This is a genomic window from Microbispora sp. NPDC049125, from assembly GCF_040802045.1.
In the GTDB taxonomy this organism is placed as follows: Bacteria; Actinomycetota; Actinomycetes; order Streptosporangiales; family Streptosporangiaceae; genus Microbispora.
Genome location: NZ_JBEZDW010000013.1, coordinates 110,406 through 128,303, shown reverse-complemented (window position 1 = coordinate 128,303; position 17,898 = coordinate 110,406). Strand labels below are relative to the sequence as shown.

18 protein-coding genes and 1 riboswitch are annotated in these 17,898 nt (G+C 72.9%); of the genes, 14 read left to right on the top strand and 4 right to left on the bottom strand.

Going from position 1 to position 17,898, the window contains the following annotated elements; genetic code table 11:
• The first annotated feature begins 3 nt into the window (after positions 1-3).
• On the top strand, positions 4-732 hold the full coding sequence (locus tag AB0B72_RS17450; RefSeq protein ID WP_367739813.1) for a phosphoadenylyl-sulfate reductase: 729 nt from the start codon (positions 4-6) through the stop codon (positions 730-732).
• Between the two features lie 47 nt (positions 733-779).
• Positions 780-1,538 (top strand): sirohydrochlorin chelatase, encoded by a 759-nt coding sequence (locus tag AB0B72_RS17445; protein WP_367739812.1) that lies wholly within the window; start codon positions 780-782, stop codon positions 1,536-1,538.
• Between the two features lie 4 nt (positions 1,539-1,542).
• Here AB0B72_RS17445 and AB0B72_RS17440 read toward each other — a convergent pair whose 3' ends face one another.
• The 3 genes from AB0B72_RS17440 to AB0B72_RS17430 form a co-directional block, all read right to left on the bottom strand.
• Positions 1,543-2,343 carry a hypothetical protein gene (locus AB0B72_RS17440; RefSeq protein ID WP_367739811.1) on the bottom strand — a complete coding sequence of 267 codons (801 nt, stop codon included), beginning with the start codon at positions 2,341-2,343 and terminating at the stop codon, positions 1,543-1,545.
• A 2-nt stretch (positions 2,344-2,345) separates the two neighbouring features.
• Positions 2,346-2,843 carry a SigE family RNA polymerase sigma factor gene (locus AB0B72_RS17435; RefSeq protein ID WP_367739810.1) on the bottom strand — a complete coding sequence of 166 codons (498 nt, stop codon included), beginning with the start codon at positions 2,841-2,843 and terminating at the stop codon, positions 2,346-2,348.
• 110 nt (positions 2,844-2,953) lie between these two features.
• The gene (locus AB0B72_RS17430) at positions 2,954-3,739 is read right to left on the bottom strand and encodes a DUF1707 domain-containing protein (RefSeq protein WP_367739809.1); all 786 of its coding nucleotides are present in this window, start codon (positions 3,737-3,739) and stop codon (positions 2,954-2,956) included.
• A 120-nt stretch (positions 3,740-3,859) separates the two neighbouring features.
• Here AB0B72_RS17430 and AB0B72_RS17425 point away from each other — a divergent pair, with 120 nt between their 5' ends.
• Together AB0B72_RS17425 and AB0B72_RS17420 are read left to right on the top strand one after the other, a co-directional pair.
• Positions 3,860-5,392 (top strand): ankyrin repeat domain-containing protein, encoded by a 1,533-nt coding sequence (locus AB0B72_RS17425; protein WP_367739808.1) that lies wholly within the window; start codon positions 3,860-3,862, stop codon positions 5,390-5,392.
• A gap of 51 nt (positions 5,393-5,443) precedes the next feature.
• On the top strand, positions 5,444-7,078 hold the full coding sequence (locus tag AB0B72_RS17420) for an isovaleryl-CoA dehydrogenase (protein ID WP_367739807.1): 1,635 nt from the start codon (positions 5,444-5,446) through the stop codon (positions 7,076-7,078).
• Positions 7,079-7,141: 63 nt separating this feature from the next.
• Here the strand turns inward: AB0B72_RS17420 and AB0B72_RS17415 are convergent, their stop codons facing one another.
• The gene (locus tag AB0B72_RS17415; protein ID WP_367739806.1) at positions 7,142-7,573 is read right to left on the bottom strand and encodes a MerR family transcriptional regulator; all 432 of its coding nucleotides are present in this window, start codon (positions 7,571-7,573) and stop codon (positions 7,142-7,144) included.
• 60 nt (positions 7,574-7,633) lie between these two features.
• On the opposite strand from AB0B72_RS17415, the gene AB0B72_RS17410 reads away from it, so the two are divergent.
• The 10 genes from AB0B72_RS17410 (at position 7,634) to AB0B72_RS17365 (ending at position 17,873) form a co-directional block, all read left to right on the top strand.
• Positions 7,634-8,836 (top strand): MFS transporter, encoded by a 1,203-nt coding sequence (locus tag AB0B72_RS17410; RefSeq protein WP_367739805.1) that lies wholly within the window; start codon positions 7,634-7,636, stop codon positions 8,834-8,836.
• 127 nt (positions 8,837-8,963) lie between these two features.
• Positions 8,964-9,052, top strand: a riboswitch (guanidine-I (ykkC/yxkD leader).
• Positions 9,053-9,189: 137 nt separating this feature from the next.
• Complete coding sequence (locus AB0B72_RS17405; RefSeq protein ID WP_367739804.1) at positions 9,190-10,326, top strand: agmatinase family protein; 1,137 nt, start codon at positions 9,190-9,192, stop codon at positions 10,324-10,326.
• Positions 10,326-11,333: an ABC transporter substrate-binding protein gene (locus AB0B72_RS17400; RefSeq protein WP_367739803.1), complete on the top strand. Its 1,008-nt coding sequence runs from the start codon at positions 10,326-10,328 to the stop codon at positions 11,331-11,333. Before AB0B72_RS17405 ends, AB0B72_RS17400 begins: the two co-directional genes overlap by 1 nt.
• Positions 11,334-11,364: 31 nt before the next feature.
• Positions 11,365-12,306, top strand: coding sequence for an ABC transporter permease (locus AB0B72_RS17395; protein WP_367739802.1), 942 nt, complete (start codon positions 11,365-11,367; stop codon positions 12,304-12,306).
• Positions 12,303-13,133 carry an ABC transporter ATP-binding protein gene (locus AB0B72_RS17390; protein ID WP_367739801.1) on the top strand — a complete coding sequence of 277 codons (831 nt, stop codon included), beginning with the start codon at positions 12,303-12,305 and terminating at the stop codon, positions 13,131-13,133. The genes AB0B72_RS17395 and AB0B72_RS17390 overlap by 4 nt, the downstream gene beginning before the upstream one ends.
• A gap of 136 nt (positions 13,134-13,269) precedes the next feature.
• On the top strand, positions 13,270-13,698 hold the full coding sequence (locus AB0B72_RS17385) for an OsmC family protein (RefSeq protein ID WP_367739800.1): 429 nt from the start codon (positions 13,270-13,272) through the stop codon (positions 13,696-13,698).
• A 126-nt stretch (positions 13,699-13,824) separates the two neighbouring features.
• Entirely contained in the window at positions 13,825-15,948 is a 2,124-nt protein-coding gene (glgX, locus tag AB0B72_RS17380) for a glycogen debranching protein GlgX (protein WP_367739799.1), read from the top strand.
• Positions 15,945-16,796 (top strand): AraC family transcriptional regulator, encoded by an 852-nt coding sequence (locus AB0B72_RS17375; protein WP_367739798.1) that lies wholly within the window; start codon positions 15,945-15,947, stop codon positions 16,794-16,796. Before glgX ends, AB0B72_RS17375 begins: the two co-directional genes overlap by 4 nt.
• A gap of 10 nt (positions 16,797-16,806) precedes the next feature.
• Positions 16,807-17,568, top strand: a complete 762-nt coding sequence (locus AB0B72_RS17370; protein WP_367739797.1) for an AzlC family ABC transporter permease — start codon at positions 16,807-16,809, stop codon at positions 17,566-17,568.
• Positions 17,565-17,873, top strand: a complete 309-nt coding sequence (locus AB0B72_RS17365) for an AzlD domain-containing protein (RefSeq protein ID WP_367739869.1) — start codon at positions 17,565-17,567, stop codon at positions 17,871-17,873. Before AB0B72_RS17370 ends, AB0B72_RS17365 begins: the two co-directional genes overlap by 4 nt.
• Positions 17,874-17,898 lie beyond the last annotated feature (25 nt).

The window sequence follows — 17,898 nt, the reverse complement described above, 5'->3', positions numbered from 1 at the left end:
GCGATGTCAGTGGTGGAGATAGAGGCCAGGCTGGAGCGCCAGCGGGTGACCCTCGATTTGCAGGCGATCGTCGAGTCGGCCGCCGAGTTCCTTGAGGACGCGCCGGCCCGGGAGATCATCCGTTGGGCGGCGGCCACGTTCGGCGACCGCCTCTGCCTCACCTCCTCGATGAGCGACGCGTTGCTGATCGACCTGGTCAGCAGGGTCAAGCCCGGCGTCGACGTGCTGTTCATCGACACCGGCTACCACTTCGCCGAGACCATCGGCACGAGGGACGCGGTCGAGGCGGTCTACCAGGTCAACGTGATCAACGTGAAGCCGTCCCGGACGGTGGAGGAGCAGGATCGCGACCTCGGGCCGCGCCTGCACGGGCGCAACCCCGACCTGTGCTGCTACCTGCGCAAGGTGGAGCCGTTGAACCGGGCGCTTGAGCCGTATCTCGCGTGGGTCTCGGGCATCCGCCGCGACGAGTCGCCCACCCGGGCGACGACGAAGGTCGTGGAGTGGGACGCCAAGCGGCAGATGGTGAAGATCAACCCCATCGCGCGGTGGACCCAGGACGAGGTGGACCAGTACATCGCGGACAACGGGGTGCTGATCAACCCGCTGCACTACGACGACTACCCCTCCATCGGCTGCGCCCCCTGCACCAGGCGGGTGGCGCCGGGCGAGGACGCCCGCAGCGGCCGCTGGGCGGGGCTCGGCAAGATCGAGTGCGGCATCCACCTGTGACCCGCCGCTGATCCCGCCACACCGACGACCGACCAGGACCACCCACCTTGATCACGCACCGCCATCCGTACGACGGCCCGCCGCTCATCGCGGTGGCGCACGGGTCCCGCGACCCGCGTGCCGCCGCGACGGTGGAGGCGCTGCTCGACGACGTGCGGCGGGCGCGGCCCGGCCTGGACGTCCGCACGGCCTACCTCGACCACGCGGCTCCGGCCCTGCCCCAGGCGCTGTCGGGCCTCGACGACGCCGTCGTCCTCCCCCTGCTGCTCACCGCCGCGTACCACAGCCGGGTCGACATCCCCGCCGCGCTGCGCGAGGCGTGCGCGCGCCGGCCGCGGCTGCGGGTCGCCTGCGGTCAGACCCTCGGCCCGCACCCGCTGCTCGTCGACGCCCTCGAACGGCGTCTCGTGGAGGCCGGCGTGGAGCCCGGCGACCCGGAGACCGCGGTGGTGCTGGTCTCCGCCGGGTCGAGCGACCGCCGGGCGAACGCGGTGATCGGCGGGCTGGCCCGCGCGTGGGCGCGGCGGCGCCCCTGGTGGTCGGTGACCGCCGCCTACGCCTCCGCCGCGGCTCCCATCCCCGCCGAGGAGGTCGTACGGCTGACGCGGGCCGGGGCCCCGAGGGTGGTCGTGGCGCCGTACCTGCTGGCGCCGGGGCACTTCGCCGACAAGGTGGAGCGCGACGCCCTGGCGGCCGGGGCCGGCGTCGTGGCCGGCGTCCTCGGCTCCGCCCCCGAACTCGTCGCCGTCCTCCTGGAGCGGTACGCCCAGGCCGTGCGGCACGCGGGAGCCGTGGCGTCGGCCTGACGCCTCACGACGTACCGGGGAACGGCACGTCGGTGAACGACGCCTCCGTAACGGCTTCACACACCGACGAGTGGATCGGCTGCCCGCCGGTCCCCTGGATGACGACGTCGCCGTGACAGTCGCGCTGCGCCGGACGGCCGCCGCGGAAGGCCGTGAAGGCCTCTGTGACGATCACGTGCGCGCGGGCGGGGTATTCTCCGACGCCGGCGACGAGCCGGTCCGCCTCGTCCGATGTGAGCCCTCCGGGAAGGCCGCCGCCCGGCACGCTGCCCGCCGGCACCACCGCGACCTCGACGGTGCCGCGGCCGGTTCCGTCGCCGTCCGCGCCGGCCCAGTGGAGCATGCGGTCGACGTGGTCGTCCTGGATCCCGCACGGCCCCTGGTCCACCAGCACGCCGCCGAGCCACAGGAACGCGTACGACGCCTCCCCGCAGCTGAAGCTGACGCTGACGGACTCGTGCGATCGGGCGTAGGGGATCGGCTCCTTGCGTCCGCCGGTCGCGACGGTCTCGTCAGCCAGGACGCGGTCGCTCTCCAGGTACGCGACCGAGGGTGTCGCGGACGGCCGGGCCATCGCGGAGGCCGTCCAGACGTCGTCGGGCAGGAGGGACGTGCTCCCGGAGGGCGCGACGGCGACGGCGGCCGCCGCGGACAGCCCGGCGACGAGCGCGGCCCCCGTGGCGAGACGGCGGCGCCGGATGCGGCGGACCCGGTGGTCGACGTCGGCCACGGTGACTTCGCGGCCCACACCCTCGGAGCTGTCCTGGGCGAGAAACCCGCGCAGGTCGGCCTCGGTCATCGTCATCTTCAGCCCTCCATGGTCACGGCGGAGCGGGCGGCGGGATCGACACGCAACCTGGCCAGCGCACGGCTCGCCTGGCTGCGCACGGTGACGGGCGAACACCCGAGGATCTCGGCGATCTGCGGGTCGGCGAGGTCGGCGAAGTACCGCAGCACGATGACCGCGCGCTGGCGGGGCGGCAGGCAGTCCAGGGCACGGCGCAGGACGTCCCGCGACTCGAGCAGGTCCGCGCCCCCGTGGGCGGGCCGCTCGGGCAGGACCGGCGTCGGTTCCTCGCCCCGCCAGCGCCTCCTCCACCAGGTGGCATGGGTGTTGGCCAGGATGCGGTAGACGTACGGGTCGGGGTTGTCGCCGACCCGCCACCAGGCCGTCCAGGCCTTGGCCAGCGCGGTCTGCAGCAGGTCCTCCGCCGTGGCCCAGTCGCGGCACAGCAGATAGGCGGTCCGCAGGAGGCGATCCGAGCGCTGCCGGACGTAACGCTCGAAATCTGCCCGGTCTGCCATGCGGAGTCCCTCGGTCGCTCGGGTGAACGGTCACCGATGACTACGCCCTGGGCCCGCCGATGTGTTGCCCGCGCCGCGAAGAAACGCCGCACGCGATCCTGCGGGCCGCCTCAGCCGGAGTGAGGCCCGTAGCCCGGAGGCGGCGGCTGGTACGGCGGAGCCGGTGGCGGCGAGTACGGCGGGGCAGGTGGCGGAGCCGCCTGCGGCGGGGAGCCGTGCAGCGGGGGCATCCTGACGTGGCCGAGGCCCATGCGGCGATCCTGCCACCACTCGCTCCAGGCGAACCAGGAACGCCTGATCGGCGCCGCCCGGGAGTCGCCGATGATCTTGAGGTCGCCCATCACCACGTAGGCCCGGACCCGGACGACCGGCGCGTTGTGGCTGGGCGGCGCCTCGACCACCTGAATCTTCTTCTCGCCCATGATCGTCATCCCGGAGAGCTCGATGTCGACCCCGTCCGGCACGATGATCTTGAGGTCGCCCATCAGGCATGTCGCCATGATCTCGACGTCGCGCCCGCGCACCTCGGCCTGGCGCAGGTCGAGCGTCAGGTCGCCCATCACGCAGACCGCGCCGATCTCCTTGTCGATGCGCCACTTGCCGGTGCGCTTGGCGTCGCCCATGACCGCGACGATCCACGTGCGCGCCTTCCCCGGCGCGGCCGGAGCGGACGGCGCCGGGTGCGGGGCCGCGTGGGGAGCCGGGCCGGAGGCCGGGCGAGGCGCCGCGGAGCCGCCGGGGAGGTCGGCGGTCAGCTGCATGAGCTCGGCATGGGTCTGCGCGAGATAGGCCGCCTCCGTACGCTCCGTGAGCTCGGCCAGTGTCAGCCGCCCCTCGACGGACGCTTCTCGCAGACTCTCGACCACGGACTCCCGTTCGGCGTCGGAAGCGCGCATACCACCCGGATCTTTCACGTCCCCTACCGTAACCCCACGGGCGCGGCAGCCCCATCCTCCGATCGGAGGAATCGCCTCTCCCCCGGAAGTCCCCGGCCAGGGCTGTGTGAGCATGGAGAAGTGACCCGCAGCAAGCTTCTGGAGGCCGTCGCGGGAGGGGACGTCTCGCGGGTTGCCGCCATGCTCCATCCGGACACGGCCCTGAACCCCCCGCAGGGCACGACGCCGCTCTACCGCGCGGCCGTCCTCGGGCACGCCGAGATCGTCAGGCTGCTCCTGGAGTACGGAGCCGACCCCGACCAGCCGAGCGGCGGGGCCGGCGAGGGGCTCCCGCTGTGCGCCGCGGCCTGCTGGGACCACGCGGAGACGGTCCAGGCGCTCGTCGACGGCGGAGCGGACCCGGACGCCGCGGAGGCCGGAGGCTGGACCGCCCTGCTGTGGGCCGCGGCGGACGGCCATCTCGCCTCCGCCGACATCCTGCTCGACGCCGGCGCCGATCCCGACCGGGCGGACGACGACGGCGACACCCCGCTGGCCCTGGCCGCCCATTTCGGCGCGTACGGGATCGTGTGGTCGCTGCTGGAGCACGGCGCCGACCCGCGCCTGCCCGGCGCTGACGGGGTGCCCCCGCTGGAGATCGCCAGCCGGTGGGCGGCGGCGGACCTGGAGGAGGTCCTGCGCGCCGAGGCGCTCGCCCAGGCGGGCGGCGACCGCGCAGAGGGCGACCGCACGGAGGGCGACCGCACGGTGAGTGGCTGCACGGTGCTCGTCACCAGGCGCCCGGCCCCGGACGGCACCCGGCTCGTCACCGTCGAGGCGCGGCCCGCGGGTGGCGGCGGGCACACGGTGACCCGGCAGTGCGGGCACGTCGCGATCGTCACGATCCTGGAGATGGCGCTCGGCGCCAGGCCGCGCGCCCGCGAGCTGCTCGCGCGCGTCCTGCCGTACCGGGATCTCGACACCGGCGACGAGACGTGGTGGGCGGCGGTCCACGCGCTGCGGCGGCGTCCCGACGACGAGACGTTCGCGGAGGCGGCCGGGCTGTGCGACGGCGAGGACGCGGCCGAGCGCGAGTTCGGCGCGGACGTGCTCGCCGAGTTCGGCCGGGACTGTGAGAAGAGCCCCTTCCACGAGCGCAGCCTGCGGGTCCTGCGGGACATGGCCCGGGAGGAGCACGAGCCACGGGTGATCGACGCGGTCCTGCACGCGCTCGCCCACCACGCCGACGAACGGGCCCTGCCGGAGGTGCTGGCCGCCGTCGCGCGGCAGGGCCGCACCCCCACCGTGGCCGCCGCCGTCGCCCTCGCCGCCGTCCTGCCCCCCGGTGACGAGGACGGCCTGGCGGCGCTGGTCCGGCTGAGCGAGTGCGCCGACGACGAGGTGCGTGATTGGGCGACGATGGGCATCGCCGGGCTGGGCGCGGACACGCCCGGGATCAGGGAGGCCCTCGCCGCCCGGCTCACCGACCGCGACCTGACGACCGTCGCCGAGGCCGCGCTCGGCCTGGCCGGCCGCGGCGACCACCGGGCCATCCACGGGGTCCACCGCGTGCTGTGCCCGTCGAGCGGCGCGCCCGGCTACGCCCGCGACCTGGCCGTCGAGGCCGCCCAGGAGCTGGGCCTGGAGATCGGCGTGCAGATCACCGGGGTGTGATTGCGCGCGCGTGCGTCCCGGGTGTTCCTACCGTCCGGTCGGGATGCTGAGATGGAGTACACCGACCGTCAGGAGGACCACGTGACCCACGACGTGACCAACCAGGTGCCCCAGCTCATCGGCCACGACGTCTCCGCCGACCGCGCGCTGCTGGAGGGGCTCAGCCGGGAGGGAGCGGACTGGGCCACGGGGGAGCTGCGCAGGCTCGGTCTGACGGCGGGCTCGGCGCGGGCGCAGGAATGGGGCCGGCTGGCCAACGAGAACCCGCCGGTGCTGCGCACGCACGACCGGTACGGCAACCGGATCGACGAGGTCGAGTTCCATCCCGCCTGGCACGAGCTGATGTCGGTGGCCGTGCAGAACGGCCTCCACGCCGCCCCATGGACGTCCGCCCGGCCGGGGGCGCACGTCGCGCGGGCCGCCAAGTTCTTCACCTGGTCGCAGGTGGAGGCGGGGCACGGCTGCCCGATCTCGATGACGTACGCCGCGGTGGCGGCGCTGCGGCACTCGCCGGCGCTGCGGGCGGAGTGGGAGCCCCTGCTGGCGTCGCGCACCTACGACTTCGGGCTCAGGCCGCCGCAGGACAAGCGCGGCGTGCTCGCCGGGATGGCGATGACGGAGAAGCAGGGGGGCTCGGACGTGCGGGCCAACACCACGCGGGCCGAACCGCTGTCCGACGGCACCTTCGCCGTCACGGGGCACAAGTGGTTCAACTCCGCGCCCATGTGCGACGCCTTCCTCGTGCTCGCCCAGGCGCCCGGCGGGCTGTCGTGCTTCCTGCTCCCCCGGGTGCTGCCGGACGGATCACGCAACGCGATGCGGCTGATGCGGCTCAAGGACAAGCTGGGCAACCGGTCGAACGCCTCGGCCGAGGTCGAGTACGAGGGCGCGGTCGCGTTCCTCGTCGGCGAGGAGGGCCGGGGCGTCCGGACGATCATCGAGATGGTCAACATGACCCGGCTCGACTGCGTGATCGGCTCGGCGGCCGGCATGCGGCTCGGCGTGGCGCAGGCCCTGCATCACGCGCGGCACCGGCGTGCCTTCGGCGCCGCGCTGATCGACCAGCCGCTGATGCGCGCCGTCCTGGCCGACCTGGCGGTGGAGTCCGAGGCGGCGACCGCGCTCATGATGCGGCTGGCCGGCGCGACCGACCGGGCGATCCGCGGCGACGCCGGCGAGGGGCTGATGCGGCGGGCGGCGCTGGCCTCGGCCAAGTACTGGGTGTGCAAGCGCGCCCCCGTGCACGCGGCCGAGGCGCTGGAGTGCCTGGGCGGCAACGGGTACGTCGAGGAGTCCCAGATGCCGCGCCTGTTCCGGGAGTCCCCGCTCAACGGCATCTGGGAGGGCTCGGGCAACGTGGCCGCGCTCGACCTGATGCGGGTGCTCTCCCGTGAGCCCGACGCGGTGGACGCCTTCTTCGCCGAGGTGGCGCTCGCGGAAGACGGCCGGGTCGCGGAGGCCGCCGAGCGGCTGCTGAAGGCCCTGGCCTCCGCCGGGCCGTCCGACGCACGCAGGATCGCCGAGCAGATGGCGATCGTCCTGCAGGCCTCCCTGCTCGTGCGGCACGCTCCCGCGGCGGTGGCCGACACGTTCTGCGCCACCCGTCTGTCCGGCGACTGGGGGCGCGCGTTCGGCACGCTGCCGGCCGGGCTCGACCTGGACGCGATCATCGACCGGGCCCTGTGAGCTCGATCCCGGCGGCGCGCCGCCCGGGGGCGGTGAGCCCCGGGCGGCTCCGAGCATCACGGGTCAGCCCCTGTGGGCCTCGCGGGCGGGGGCTGCGCCGGAGGAGCCGGCGGCCTCCTCCTGAGCGGCGGAGCGCCGGGCGCCGAGCAGGGCGTCGAGGTAGTCCGCGAGGGCGTCCCTGCTGCGCGTCAGGCAGTCGACGCGCCTGGTCAGCCGTTCGCGCTCCTGCTCCAGCGTGGCGATGGTCTCCGGCGTGGCGTCGGAGAAGTGGATGGTGCGCGGCTTGCCGAGGCAGGGGAGGATCTGCCTGACGATCCGGGTCGGCAGCCCGGCGTCGAGCAGCGCCCTGATCTGCAGGACCCGGTCCACGACCTCCTCCCCGTACTCGCGGTATCCGTTCGGGGCGCGGCCGGGGACGATGAGCCCCTGCTCCTCGTAGTAGCGCAGCAACCGGCGAGACGTGCCGGTGCGCTCGGACAGCTCGCCGATACGCATGCCACTCCTTGTCGCAGCCGCTTGACCTTCACATGTATGTGAGGGTTTGAGGATACGGTCATGTCTACTTCCTCGACAGAGTCGGCGACCGATTCAGGAGCAGAAGTTCGCGGACTCCCCCTGTCGCCGCTGCTCGCACTGTGCACAGCCGCCTTCATGGGAATCCTGACCGAGGCGCTGCCCGCGGGGGTGCTGCCGGAGATGGCCCGCGACCTCTCGGTGAGCGAGCCCGCCATGGGGCAGGCACTGACGATCTACGCGATCGCCACAGCCCTCTCGGCCATCCCCGGGTCGGCGCTCACGGCGACGTGGTCGCGCAAACGGCTGCTGCTGACGGCGGTGGCGGCGTTCGCGATCGCCAACACGGTCACCGCGATCTCCTCCAGCTATGCCCTGACCATGGCGTTCCGGCTGGTCGCCGGCGTGGCCGCCGCGGTGATCTGGGCGGAGCTGGTCGGCTACGCCCGCCGCCTGGCACCCGTGCGCCTGCGGGGCCGGGCGATCGCGATCACCATGGCGGGGATCCCGCTCGCCCTCTCCCTGGGCATCCCCCTCGGCACGTTCCTCGGTGAGATGGTCGGCTGGCGGCTGACGTTCGGCCTCGTCACCCTGGTCTCGGCTCTGCTCGTTCTGTGGATCCTCGCCTCGGTCCCGGACCACCCGGGGCGACGGCGGGAGCATCGGGAGCCGATTCTCGCGGCTCTGCGCCTTCCCGGCGTGGTGGCCGTGCTCTTCGTGGTCGCCGCCTACGTGCTGGCCCACAACATCCTCTACACCTACATCGCGACCTTCCTCGACGAATACGACCTGGGAGGCGAACGCGACACCGTGCTCCTCGTCTTCGGCGTCGCCTCGATGGTGAGCATCTTCGTCACCGGGGCCCTGGTCGACCGCCGGCTGCGGTCGCTGCCCCTCGCCGGCGCCGTGCTGTTCATCGTGGCCGCCGGTCTGCTGACCGTGCCGGCCGGCGGCGTCGTCGTGGTCTACCTGTCGATGGTGCTGTGGGGGCTGGGCTGGGGAGGTGTCGCCACTCTTCTGCAGACCGCGGTGACCGACGCCGGAGGCGACCGGGGACAGGCACTGCTGGTCACCACCTGGAACACGTTCATGGCCGGAGGCGGCGCGGCCGGCGGCGTCCTCCTCGAACTGCTCGGCCCCAGGTCGTTCCCGTGGAGCGTCCTCGCGCTTCTCGTGCCGGTGCTGGTCGTCGTGGCCGCCGCCCGGACGCACGGTTTCCCCGTGCAACGCCCCCGAACGACCTGACGGGACGATCCGGCGGAATGCGGGCCGCCCCGCCGACGGGATGATCATGCGGTCACCGGACGGCTACATCGGCGAAATCCAGAGGAAACAGCGCAGCGCTGTCATGAAGGGGACTCACCGGACCACGGTGGGGCGCACCTAGGGTTCCGTTCGGCTGGTCCAAGAGGTGCAGGCGGCTCACGGGCCGCTCCACGGCGGGACAAAAGCCCGGGAGGCTGTGATCACGGCAGGCGTGTGATCGCGGCGACGCCGCGATGACGGCGCCGGCCGGGGTCGCGACAGCAGTCCCGCCGCCCGCCCGGGCAGCGGGAGACGCCCGCCTCCCTGCCTGAGGCCTCCCCCCAAGGAGCACCGTGGGACACCTGCACAACAACAACCTCCACGACAACTACGGACCGGAGGCGCGCTACGCCGTCGAGCGCGAGGCCGAGCTCCCGACCACCATGCACGAGCGCGAGATCCGGCGCGGCCTTGAGCTTGGCCTGCAGGGCGCCGACTCCATCGTCGACCGGACCATCCCGACGTTCTCGCGCGGCGAGCTGCCGCACTTCGCCGGGATCAACACCTTCCTCAAGGCGCCGTACGTCGAGGACGTGCGGCGCTGCGGGGAGTACGACGTGGCCGTGCTCGGGGCCCCCTTCGACGGGGGCACCACCTACCGTTCCGGCACCCGCTTCGGCCCGCAGGGCATCCGGAAGATCTCCGCCCTCTACGGCCCCTACAGCTTCGAGCTGGGCGTGGACCTGCGGGAGTCGATCACCATCTGCGACCTCGGGGACATCTTCACCATCCCGGCGAACATCGAGAAGACCTTCGACCAGATCAGCAAGGGCGTCTCGCACGTCTACGAGAGCGGCGCGTTCCCCGTGATCCTCGGCGGGGACCACTCGATCGGCTACCCGACGGTCCGCGGCGTCGCCGAGCACCACCAGGGGAACGTCGGCATCATCCACTTCGACCGGCACGTCGACACCCAGGAGACCGACCTCGACGAGCGGATGCACACCACGCCGTGGTTCCACGCCACGGACCTGCCGAACGTGCCGCCCAAGAACCTCGTGCAGATCGGTATCGGCGGGTGGCAGGCCCCGCGCCCCGGCGTCAAGGTCGGCCGGGAGCGCGGCACCACGATCATGACGGTCACCGACTGCGTCGAGATGGGCATCGAGACGGCGGCGGAGCGCGCCCTGGAGGTCGCCTGGGACGGCGCCGAGGCGGTCTGGCTCTCCTTCGACGTCGACTGCCTCGACGCCGCATTCGTCCCCGGCACGGGCTGGCCCGAGCCCGGGGGCTTCCTCCCCCGGGAGGTGCTCAAGTTCATCCAGCTGATCGCCGACGCCCGGCCGCTGGCCGGCATCGAGGTGGTCGAGTGCTCGCCGCCGTACGACAACGCCGAGATCACCTCCCTCATCGCCACCCGCGTGATCTGCGACACCCTCGGGTGCCTGGTCCGGGCGGGTCACCTCCCCAAGAAGAAGGGGGTCGCGTGATGTCATCGCGGCATCTCCCCCGGCGGCTGCGCCGCCTCGCCGTTCCCGCCGTCCTGACGCTGCTGCTCAGCGCCGGGTGCGCCTCCGCGAAGGAGACCTCCCCCGCCGCCTCCGGCGACACGAAGATCACCATCGGCTTCAGCGCCTGGCCGGGCTGGTTCCCCTGGCAGGTCGCCCAGGAGCAGGGCCTTTTCAAGAAGAACGGCGTCGACGTCGAGCTCAAGTACTTCGACAGCTACACCGACTCGCTGAACGCGCTGGCCACCGGCAAGATCGACGCCAACAGCCAGACGCTGAACGACACCCTGGCCTCGGTGGCCGGCGGCGCCGGGCAGAGCATCGTGCTGGTCAACGACAACTCGACCGGCAACGACCAGATCATCGCCCGGCCGGGGATCTCCTCCCCGGCCGACCTGAAGGGCAAGACGGTCGCCGCCGAGCAGGGCACGGTGGACCACTACCTGCTCCTGCTGGCGCTGCGCAAGGCCGGGCTCACCGAGGCGGACGTGAAGTTCCAGCCGCTGCCGACCGACGCCGCGGCGGCGGCCTTCGTGGCCGGCCAGGTGGACGCGGTGGGGGTCTTCGCCCCCTTCACGACCACCGCGCTCAAGCTGAAGGGCAGCAAGGCCATCGCCACCTCGGCCGACTTCCCGGGAGCCATCCCCGACCACCTCGTCGTCACCCGCGACCTGATCAAGGACGACGCGAAGGGCGTGCAGGCGCTCGTGAACACCTGGTTCGACACGCTGGCCTGGATGGAAGGGCACCGCGAGGACGCCATGAAGATCATGGCGGCCAAGGGCGGGGTGAGCGTGCCCGACTACGAGTCGTACGACAAGGGCACGACGATCTTCACCTTGGACCAGAACCGGGCGGCCTTCTCCGGCGACCTGGCGAAACAGGCCAAGGAGATCTCCGACTTCCTGGTCTCCACCAAGCTGGTCGACTCGCCTCCGCCGCTGGACGGCCTGTTCGCCCCGCAGTTCGTGCAGGCGGTGCAGCCGTGAGCGCCGCGCCCGCCGGGCGAGTGATCCGCGGATGGTGACGATGCGCCCGGTCTCCGAGAACGCGCCGTCCGGTCCCGAGAACACCGCGCCGGCACCCGCCGAGCCACCGGAGGCATCGGCCGCCGTGCCGCCCGCCACGCCGGTCTCAGCGCCGATCTCAGCGCCGCCCGCTGTGCCGGCCGGCCCGCCGCCCGCACGGATCAAGCTGCTCACGACGTCGGTCCCGCGGCGCACCGCCTGGGTGCTGCGGGCCCTGTCGATCCTCGGCCCGCTGGCCGCCTGGTGGGCCCTGAGCGCCACCGGGCTGGTGGACGCCACGTTCCTGCCGTCGCCGTCGGCCGTGTGGTCGGCGGGGGTCGCCATGGTGGACAGCGGCGACCTGCCGTCCGACCTGCTGGCGAGCCTCGGCAGGATCGGCGCGGGCTTCGGGCTCGCCGTGCTCGTCTCGGTGCCCGTCGGGTTCGCCATGGGGACGCTCGGCTGGGTCCAGCCGCTCCTCGAACCCGTCATCGGCATCCTGCGGTACCTGCCGGCGTCGGCCTTCATCCCACTGCTGATCATCTGGCTGGGGATCGGGGAGCTGTCGAAGATCGCGCTGCTCGTGCTCGGCGTCGTGTTCTTCAACACGCTCATGACCGCCGACGTCGTACGGCAGGTGCCGCACCGGCTGCTGGAGGTGTCGGCGACGCTCGGGGCGTCCCGGCTGAGGGTGGCGAGCCGGGTGGTGCTCCCCCACGCGCTGCCGGGGATCATCGACGCGATGCGGGTGAACGCCGCCGCGGCGTGGAACTTCGTGGTCGTCGCCGAGCTGGTCGCGGCCACCTCGGGGCTCGGCTACCGGATCACCCGGGCGCAGCGGTTCCTGCAGACGGACCGCATCTTCGCGATCCTCGTGGTGATCGGCTTGATCGGGCTCACCATCGACATCGCGCTGCGCCTCCTGCGCACCCGCGTCGGGAGGTGGGCCCGATGACGGCCGGGCTGCGGATCGAGGGGCTGACCAAGGAGTTCGTCCCCGGCCGGCCGGTGCTCCAGGACATCGACCTGGCGGTGTCCCCCGGCGAGTTCGTCTGCGTGGTCGGCGCCAGCGGCTCGGGCAAGTCCACCCTGCTGGGCCTGATCGCGGGCCTGTCCCGGCCCACGGAGGGCCGGGTGCTTCTGGACGGCCACGAGGTCCTCGGCCCCGGCCCGGACCGGGGGCTGGTGTTCCAGACGGCCTCCCTGTTCCCGTGGCGGGACGTGGCGCGCAATGTCGCGTTCGGCCTGGAGTCGCTGGGCGTGCCGCGCGGCGCCCGCGCCGAACGCGTCCGGTGGCTGCTCGACGAGGTCGGCCTCGGCCACCTCGCCGGCGCGCTGCCCGGCCGGCTGTCCGGCGGGCAGCAGCAGCGGGTGTCGATCGCCCGGGCGCTGGCGTGCTCCCCGCGCGTCCTCCTGCTGGACGAGCCGTTCGGGGCGCTCGACGTGCAGACGAAGGAGGACATGCAGTTGTTCATCCGGCAGGTGTGGCAGGACGTGGCGACCGGCCCGGTCCGGGAGGCCCCCGCGGCCCCGCCGGACCCCGCGCACCGGTCGACGGTCGTCATGGTCACCCACGACGTCGAGGAGGCCGTGTTCCTCGGGCAGCGGGTGCTGGTGCTGTCCAGCGATCCAGGCCGGATCAGCCAGGACATCCCGATCGACCTGCCCGAGCCGCGCACGCTGGAGATCAAGCGCTCCCCCGGGTTCCTCGCGGTCAAGGCCGCGGTCGAGGACCAGGTCCGGGCCGAGCATCGCGCTCATCAGGCACGTGCCGTCCCCTGAACAAGGCACTGAAAGGGCCCCGGGACAGGCCCTGGCACCGGTGGCGCGCCCGAGCGGGCATGCCGGTTCGTCCACCACCCGCACCCCGGCGCTAGGGTCACTCGTGGATATGGCTCACTAGTGAAGGGATATCGCCATGGCGACCACTCGTACCGCGACGACGCAGTGGAAGGGCGCGCTGCTGGACGGCTCCGGAACCGTTTCGCTCGACACCTCCGGGGTCGGCACCTTCGACGTCACCTGGGCGTCCCGGGCCGAGCAGGCCAACGGCAAGACGAGCCCGGAGGAGCTGATCGCGGCCGCCCACTCGTCGTGCTTCTCCATGGCCCTGTCGCACGGCCTGGCCCAGGCGGGCACGCCGCCGCAGTCGGTCGAGACCCGGGCGGACGTGACCTTCCAGCCGGGCGAGGGCATCACCGGCATCGTCATCTCGGTCCGGGCCCAGGTGCCCGGCATCTCCGCGGAGGACTTCCAGCAGGCCGCCGAGACGGCCAAGGCGAACTGCCCGGTCAGCAAGGCCCTGGCCGGCACGACGATCACGCTGAACGCCGAACTGGTCGGCTGACCGTTCTTCCCGCGAGCCCCCGCCGGCCTGGTTCGGCGGGGGCTCCCGCGTCTGCGCGGCACATCCGGTACGGCACGGCATCTCCCCAGGTGCGCGAATGGCCCCGGGAGTGGAGAATGAGGTTACATGCGCGAAGTTTGGCCTGGAGAGATGTACCCGCTCGGCGCCACCTGGGATGGAGTGGGCACCAACTTCTCGGTGTTCTCCGAGGTGGCCGAGCGGGTCGAGCTGTGCCTGTTCGACGAGGGCGGCGGCGAGACCCGCGTCGACCTGCCCGAAGTCGACGGTTTCGTCTGGCACGGCTACCTGCCGGGGATCATGCCCGGACAGCGGTACGGCCTGCGCGTGCACGGGCCGTACGAGCCGGAGCACGGTCACCGTTGCAACCCCTCCAAACTGCTGCTCGACCCCTACAGCAAGGCCATCGAGGGCTCGGTCCAGTGGAACGAGTCGCTGTTCTCCTACCCTTTCGCCGACCCCGGGCGGCTCAACACCGACGACTCCGCTCCGTACATGCCGAAGAACGTGGTGATCAATCCGTTCTTCGAGTGGGGCAACGACCGGCCGCCGCGCACGCCGTACCACGAGACGGTGATCTACGAGGCGCACGTGCGCGGCCTGACCATGCGCCACCCGCAGGTTCCCGAGGAGCAGCGCGGCACCTACGCCGGGCTGGCGCACCCGGCCGTGATCGACCACCTGGTGTCGATCGGCGTGACGGCGGTGGAGCTGATGCCGGTCCACCAGTTCCTTCCCGAGCACGCCCTGGTCGCCCGGGGCCTGACGAACTACTGGGGTTACAACACGATCGCCTACCTGGCCCCGCACAACGCCTACAGCAGCGCCGGGCAGCGGGGCGAGCAGGTCCAGGAGTTCAAGGCGATGGTCCGCGCTCTGCACGAGGCGGGGATCGAGGTGATCCTCGACGTCGTCTACAACCACACGGCCGAGGGCGACCACATGGGCCCGACCCTCGGCTTCCGCGGGATCGACAACGTCGCCTACTACCGGCTGCGGGACGAGGACCGGCGCTACTACATCGACTACACCGGCTGCGGCAACTCCCTCAACGTCCGCTCGCCCCACGCGCTGCAGCTCATCATGGACTCGCTGCGCTACTGGGTCATGGAGATGCACGTCGACGGCTTCCGTTTCGACCTGGCCTCCGCGCTCGCCCGTGAGCTGCACGACGTGGACCGGCTGAGCGCGTTCTTCGACCTGATCCAGCAGGACCCGGTGATCTCCCAGGTCAAGCTCATCGCCGAGCCGTGGGACGTCGGCCCCGGCGGCTACCAGGTCGGGAACTTCCCGCCCCTGTGGACCGAATGGAACGGCAAGTACCGCGACTCGGTCCGCGACTTCTGGCGCGGCGACTCCCAGGCGCTGCCCGAGTTCGCCTCGCGGCTGGCCGGGTCGAGCGACCTGTACGCCACCAGCGGCCGCCGCCCGGTCGCCTCGATCAACTTCGTGACCTGCCACGACGGCTTCACCCTCACCGACCTGGTGTCGTACGACCACAAGCACAACGAGGCCAACGGCGAGGGCAACCGCGACGGCACGGACGACAACCGGTCCTGGAACTGCGGCGCGGAGGGCCCGGTCGAGGATCCGGCCATCGTGCGGCTGCGCCACCGGCAGCGGCGCAACTTCCTGACCACGCTGTTCGTGTCGCAGGGGGTGCCGATGCTGCTCGCGGGCGACGAGTTCGGCCGCACCCAGCAGGGCAACAACAACGCCTACTGCCAGGACAGCGACATCTCCTGGACCGACTGGTCCCTGGTCAAGCAGGAGCCCGACCTGCTGGGCTTCGTCCGCCGCCTGGCCGCCTTACGCAGCAAGCACCCCGTCTTCCGCAGGCGCAGGTTCTTCCACGGCCGCAAGGGTCAGGACGGCACGCGGGACATCGTGTGGCTCACCCCGGCGGGCACCGAGATGAACGACGGCGACTGGCACACCGGCTACGCCAAGTCGGTCGCCGTGTTCGTGAACGGGGAGGCGATCAGCGAGCCGGGCCCCCGCGGCGAGCGGATCACCGACGAGTCGTTCCTGCTGATCGTCAACGCCCATCATGAGAGCCTCACGTTCGCCCTCCCCGGGCCCGAGTTCGGGCCGGGCTGGCGTCTCCTCCTCGACACGGCCGAGGAGGACGGCGGAGAGGACGGGCACACCGGCGAGACGCTCGCCCCCGGGACGAAGGTGTCCGTGCTCGACCGGTCGATGCAGGTCCTCCGCTGCGCCGAGGCGGAATGAGCCCTCCGCGCGAGCGGGCCCGGCACTGGCGGCATCCGGCGCTCCCCGGCGTCGACCTGCTGCGCGCCCGGTATGTGAGCAAGACCTTCGTCCGGCACACCCACGAGACGTACGTGATCGCGGCCGTCACCGAAGGCGTCGACGAGTTCCACCACCGGCGCTCGGTGGAGCGGGCCGGGCCGGGCAGCCTCGCCCTGATCAACCCCGACGTCGCGCACACCGGCCGGGCCGGGGTGCCCGAAGGATGGACCTACAGCGCCCTCTACCCGTCGGCGGAGCTGGTCGCCGGGATCGCGGCCGAGACGACGGCGATCCGGGGAGCGCCCGGCTTCGCCGTCCCGGTGGCTCAGGACCCGCAGGCGGTGCGGCTCGTCAGCCAGGTGCTGCGCGCCGTCGACGCGCGCAACCCGCTCGCCGCCGACGCGCTGCTGCGGCTCACCGTCGCCCGGCTGCTGCGTGCCTACGGCACCGCCACGGCGGCCGGGCCGCCTCGCGGGGCCGGGGCGCGGGCCGCCCAGCGCGCCCGGGACGTGCTGGAGGCGCGGATGGCCGACCCGCCGTCGCTCGCGCAGCTCGCCGCCGAGCTCGGGACCGGCCCCTTCCCGCTGCTGCGGGCCTTCAGGGAGGCGTACGGCATGCCGCCCCACACCTGGCTCACCGACGCGCGGGTGCGGCGGGCCTGCCGGCTCCTGGCGGCCGGGACGCCCCCCGCCGAGGCCGCCGTGGCGGTGGGCTTCACCGATCAGCCGCACCTGAACCGGCACTTCACCCGCATCGTGGGCGTGCCTCCCGGCGCCTACCGGCGTGAGCGCAATTTCGTACAAGACGGGGGCACAGGAGCCGCCTAAGGTCGGCCGGGTGATTCCGACACCGGTGGAGACGGACCACCCCGCCAGGCCGCGCGGGGCGGTGATCCGCGACGCGCTGGGCGTGGGGGTGACGGTCGGCCTGTCCGGGTTCGCGTTCGGCGTGACGTCCACGGGATCGGGGATGACCATCGCCCAGACCTGCGCCCTCTCGCTCCTGGTCTTCACCGGGGCGTCGCAGTTCGCCCTGGTGGGCGCCTTGGGCGCGGGCGGAGCCCCCCTCGCGGCGGCGGCCGGCGCCCTCCTGCTCGGCGTGCGCAACACCTTCTACGGCCTGCGGCTGTCGCAGCTCCTCGGCCTGCCGGGCGCGGCGCGGCCCTTCGCGGCGCACTGGGTGATCGACGAGACGTCGGCCGTCGCCCTCGCCCAGCCCGACCGGCGGTCCGCGCGGCTCGGCTTCACCGTCACCGGCGCGAGTCTGTACGCGGGGTGGAACCTCACCACCCTCCTCGGCGCCCTCGGCGCGTCCGCGCTCGGCGACCCTGCCGCGTGGGGCCTGGACGCCGCCGGCCCCGCCGTCTTCCTCGCCCTGCTGGCCCCCATGATCCGGCCCGGGGACGTCCGGAGGAGGCAGGAGCCCGCGGTGGCCGCGCTGGCCGTCCTGGCGGCCCTCGCCTGCGTGCCGTTCCTGCCGCAGGGCGTGCCGGTGCTTGTCGCCGTCCTGGCCGCGCCCGCCGTCCTGGCCCTGTCCCGGCTGCGACACCTGACGACCGGGGGCCGTGCCGCCCGGCGACGCGACGAAGGAGAGATCTGATGGTCTGGGCCGCGATCGCCGTCACGGCTTTCGGCTGCTACGCGATGAAGCTCCTCGGGCTGTCCGTCCCGGCCGCCGTGCTGGAGCGCCCGCTCGTGCGGAGAGTGGCCGCGCTGGTGCCGATCGCGGCGCTGGCCGCGCTCATCGCCCTCCAGACCTTCGCCGACGGGCACACCCTCGCACTCGACGCCCGCGCGGCCGGGCTCGCCGCCGCGGTCGTCGCGCTGCTGCTGCGCGCGCCGTTCCTCGTGGTGGTCGCGGCCGCCGTCGTCGTCACCGCCGCCGTCCGCGCCCTGACCGGCTGAAGCACCCCGGCGCACGTGTCACCAG

Excerpts from the sequence above, each read along its gene's own strand:
- AB0B72_RS17450 (WP_367739813.1), top strand. The coding sequence starts at position 4 with ATGTCAGTGGTGGAGATAGAGGCCAGGCTGGAGCGCCAGCGGGTGACC.
- AB0B72_RS17440 (WP_367739811.1), bottom strand. The coding sequence starts at position 2,343 with ATGACGATGACCGAGGCCGACCTGCGCGGGTTTCTCGCCCAGGACAGC.
- AB0B72_RS17435 (WP_367739810.1), bottom strand. The coding sequence starts at position 2,843 with ATGGCAGACCGGGCAGATTTCGAGCGTTACGTCCGGCAGCGCTCGGAT.
- AB0B72_RS17430 (WP_367739809.1), bottom strand. The coding sequence starts at position 3,739 with ATGCGCGCTTCCGACGCCGAACGGGAGTCCGTGGTCGAGAGTCTGCGA.
- AB0B72_RS17420 (WP_367739807.1), top strand. The coding sequence starts at position 5,444 with ATGGAGTACACCGACCGTCAGGAGGACCACGTGACCCACGACGTGACC.
- AB0B72_RS17415 (WP_367739806.1), bottom strand. The coding sequence starts at position 7,573 with ATGCGTATCGGCGAGCTGTCCGAGCGCACCGGCACGTCTCGCCGGTTG.
- AB0B72_RS17410 (WP_367739805.1), top strand. The coding sequence starts at position 7,634 with ATGTCTACTTCCTCGACAGAGTCGGCGACCGATTCAGGAGCAGAAGTT.
- AB0B72_RS17400 (WP_367739803.1), top strand. The coding sequence starts at position 10,326 with ATGTCATCGCGGCATCTCCCCCGGCGGCTGCGCCGCCTCGCCGTTCCC.
- AB0B72_RS17395 (WP_367739802.1), top strand. The coding sequence starts at position 11,365 with ATGGTGACGATGCGCCCGGTCTCCGAGAACGCGCCGTCCGGTCCCGAG.
- AB0B72_RS17390 (WP_367739801.1), top strand. The coding sequence starts at position 12,303 with ATGACGGCCGGGCTGCGGATCGAGGGGCTGACCAAGGAGTTCGTCCCC.
- AB0B72_RS17385 (WP_367739800.1), top strand. The coding sequence starts at position 13,270 with ATGGCGACCACTCGTACCGCGACGACGCAGTGGAAGGGCGCGCTGCTG.
- glgX (WP_367739799.1), top strand. The coding sequence starts at position 13,825 with ATGCGCGAAGTTTGGCCTGGAGAGATGTACCCGCTCGGCGCCACCTGG.
- AB0B72_RS17375 (WP_367739798.1), top strand. The coding sequence starts at position 15,945 with ATGAGCCCTCCGCGCGAGCGGGCCCGGCACTGGCGGCATCCGGCGCTC.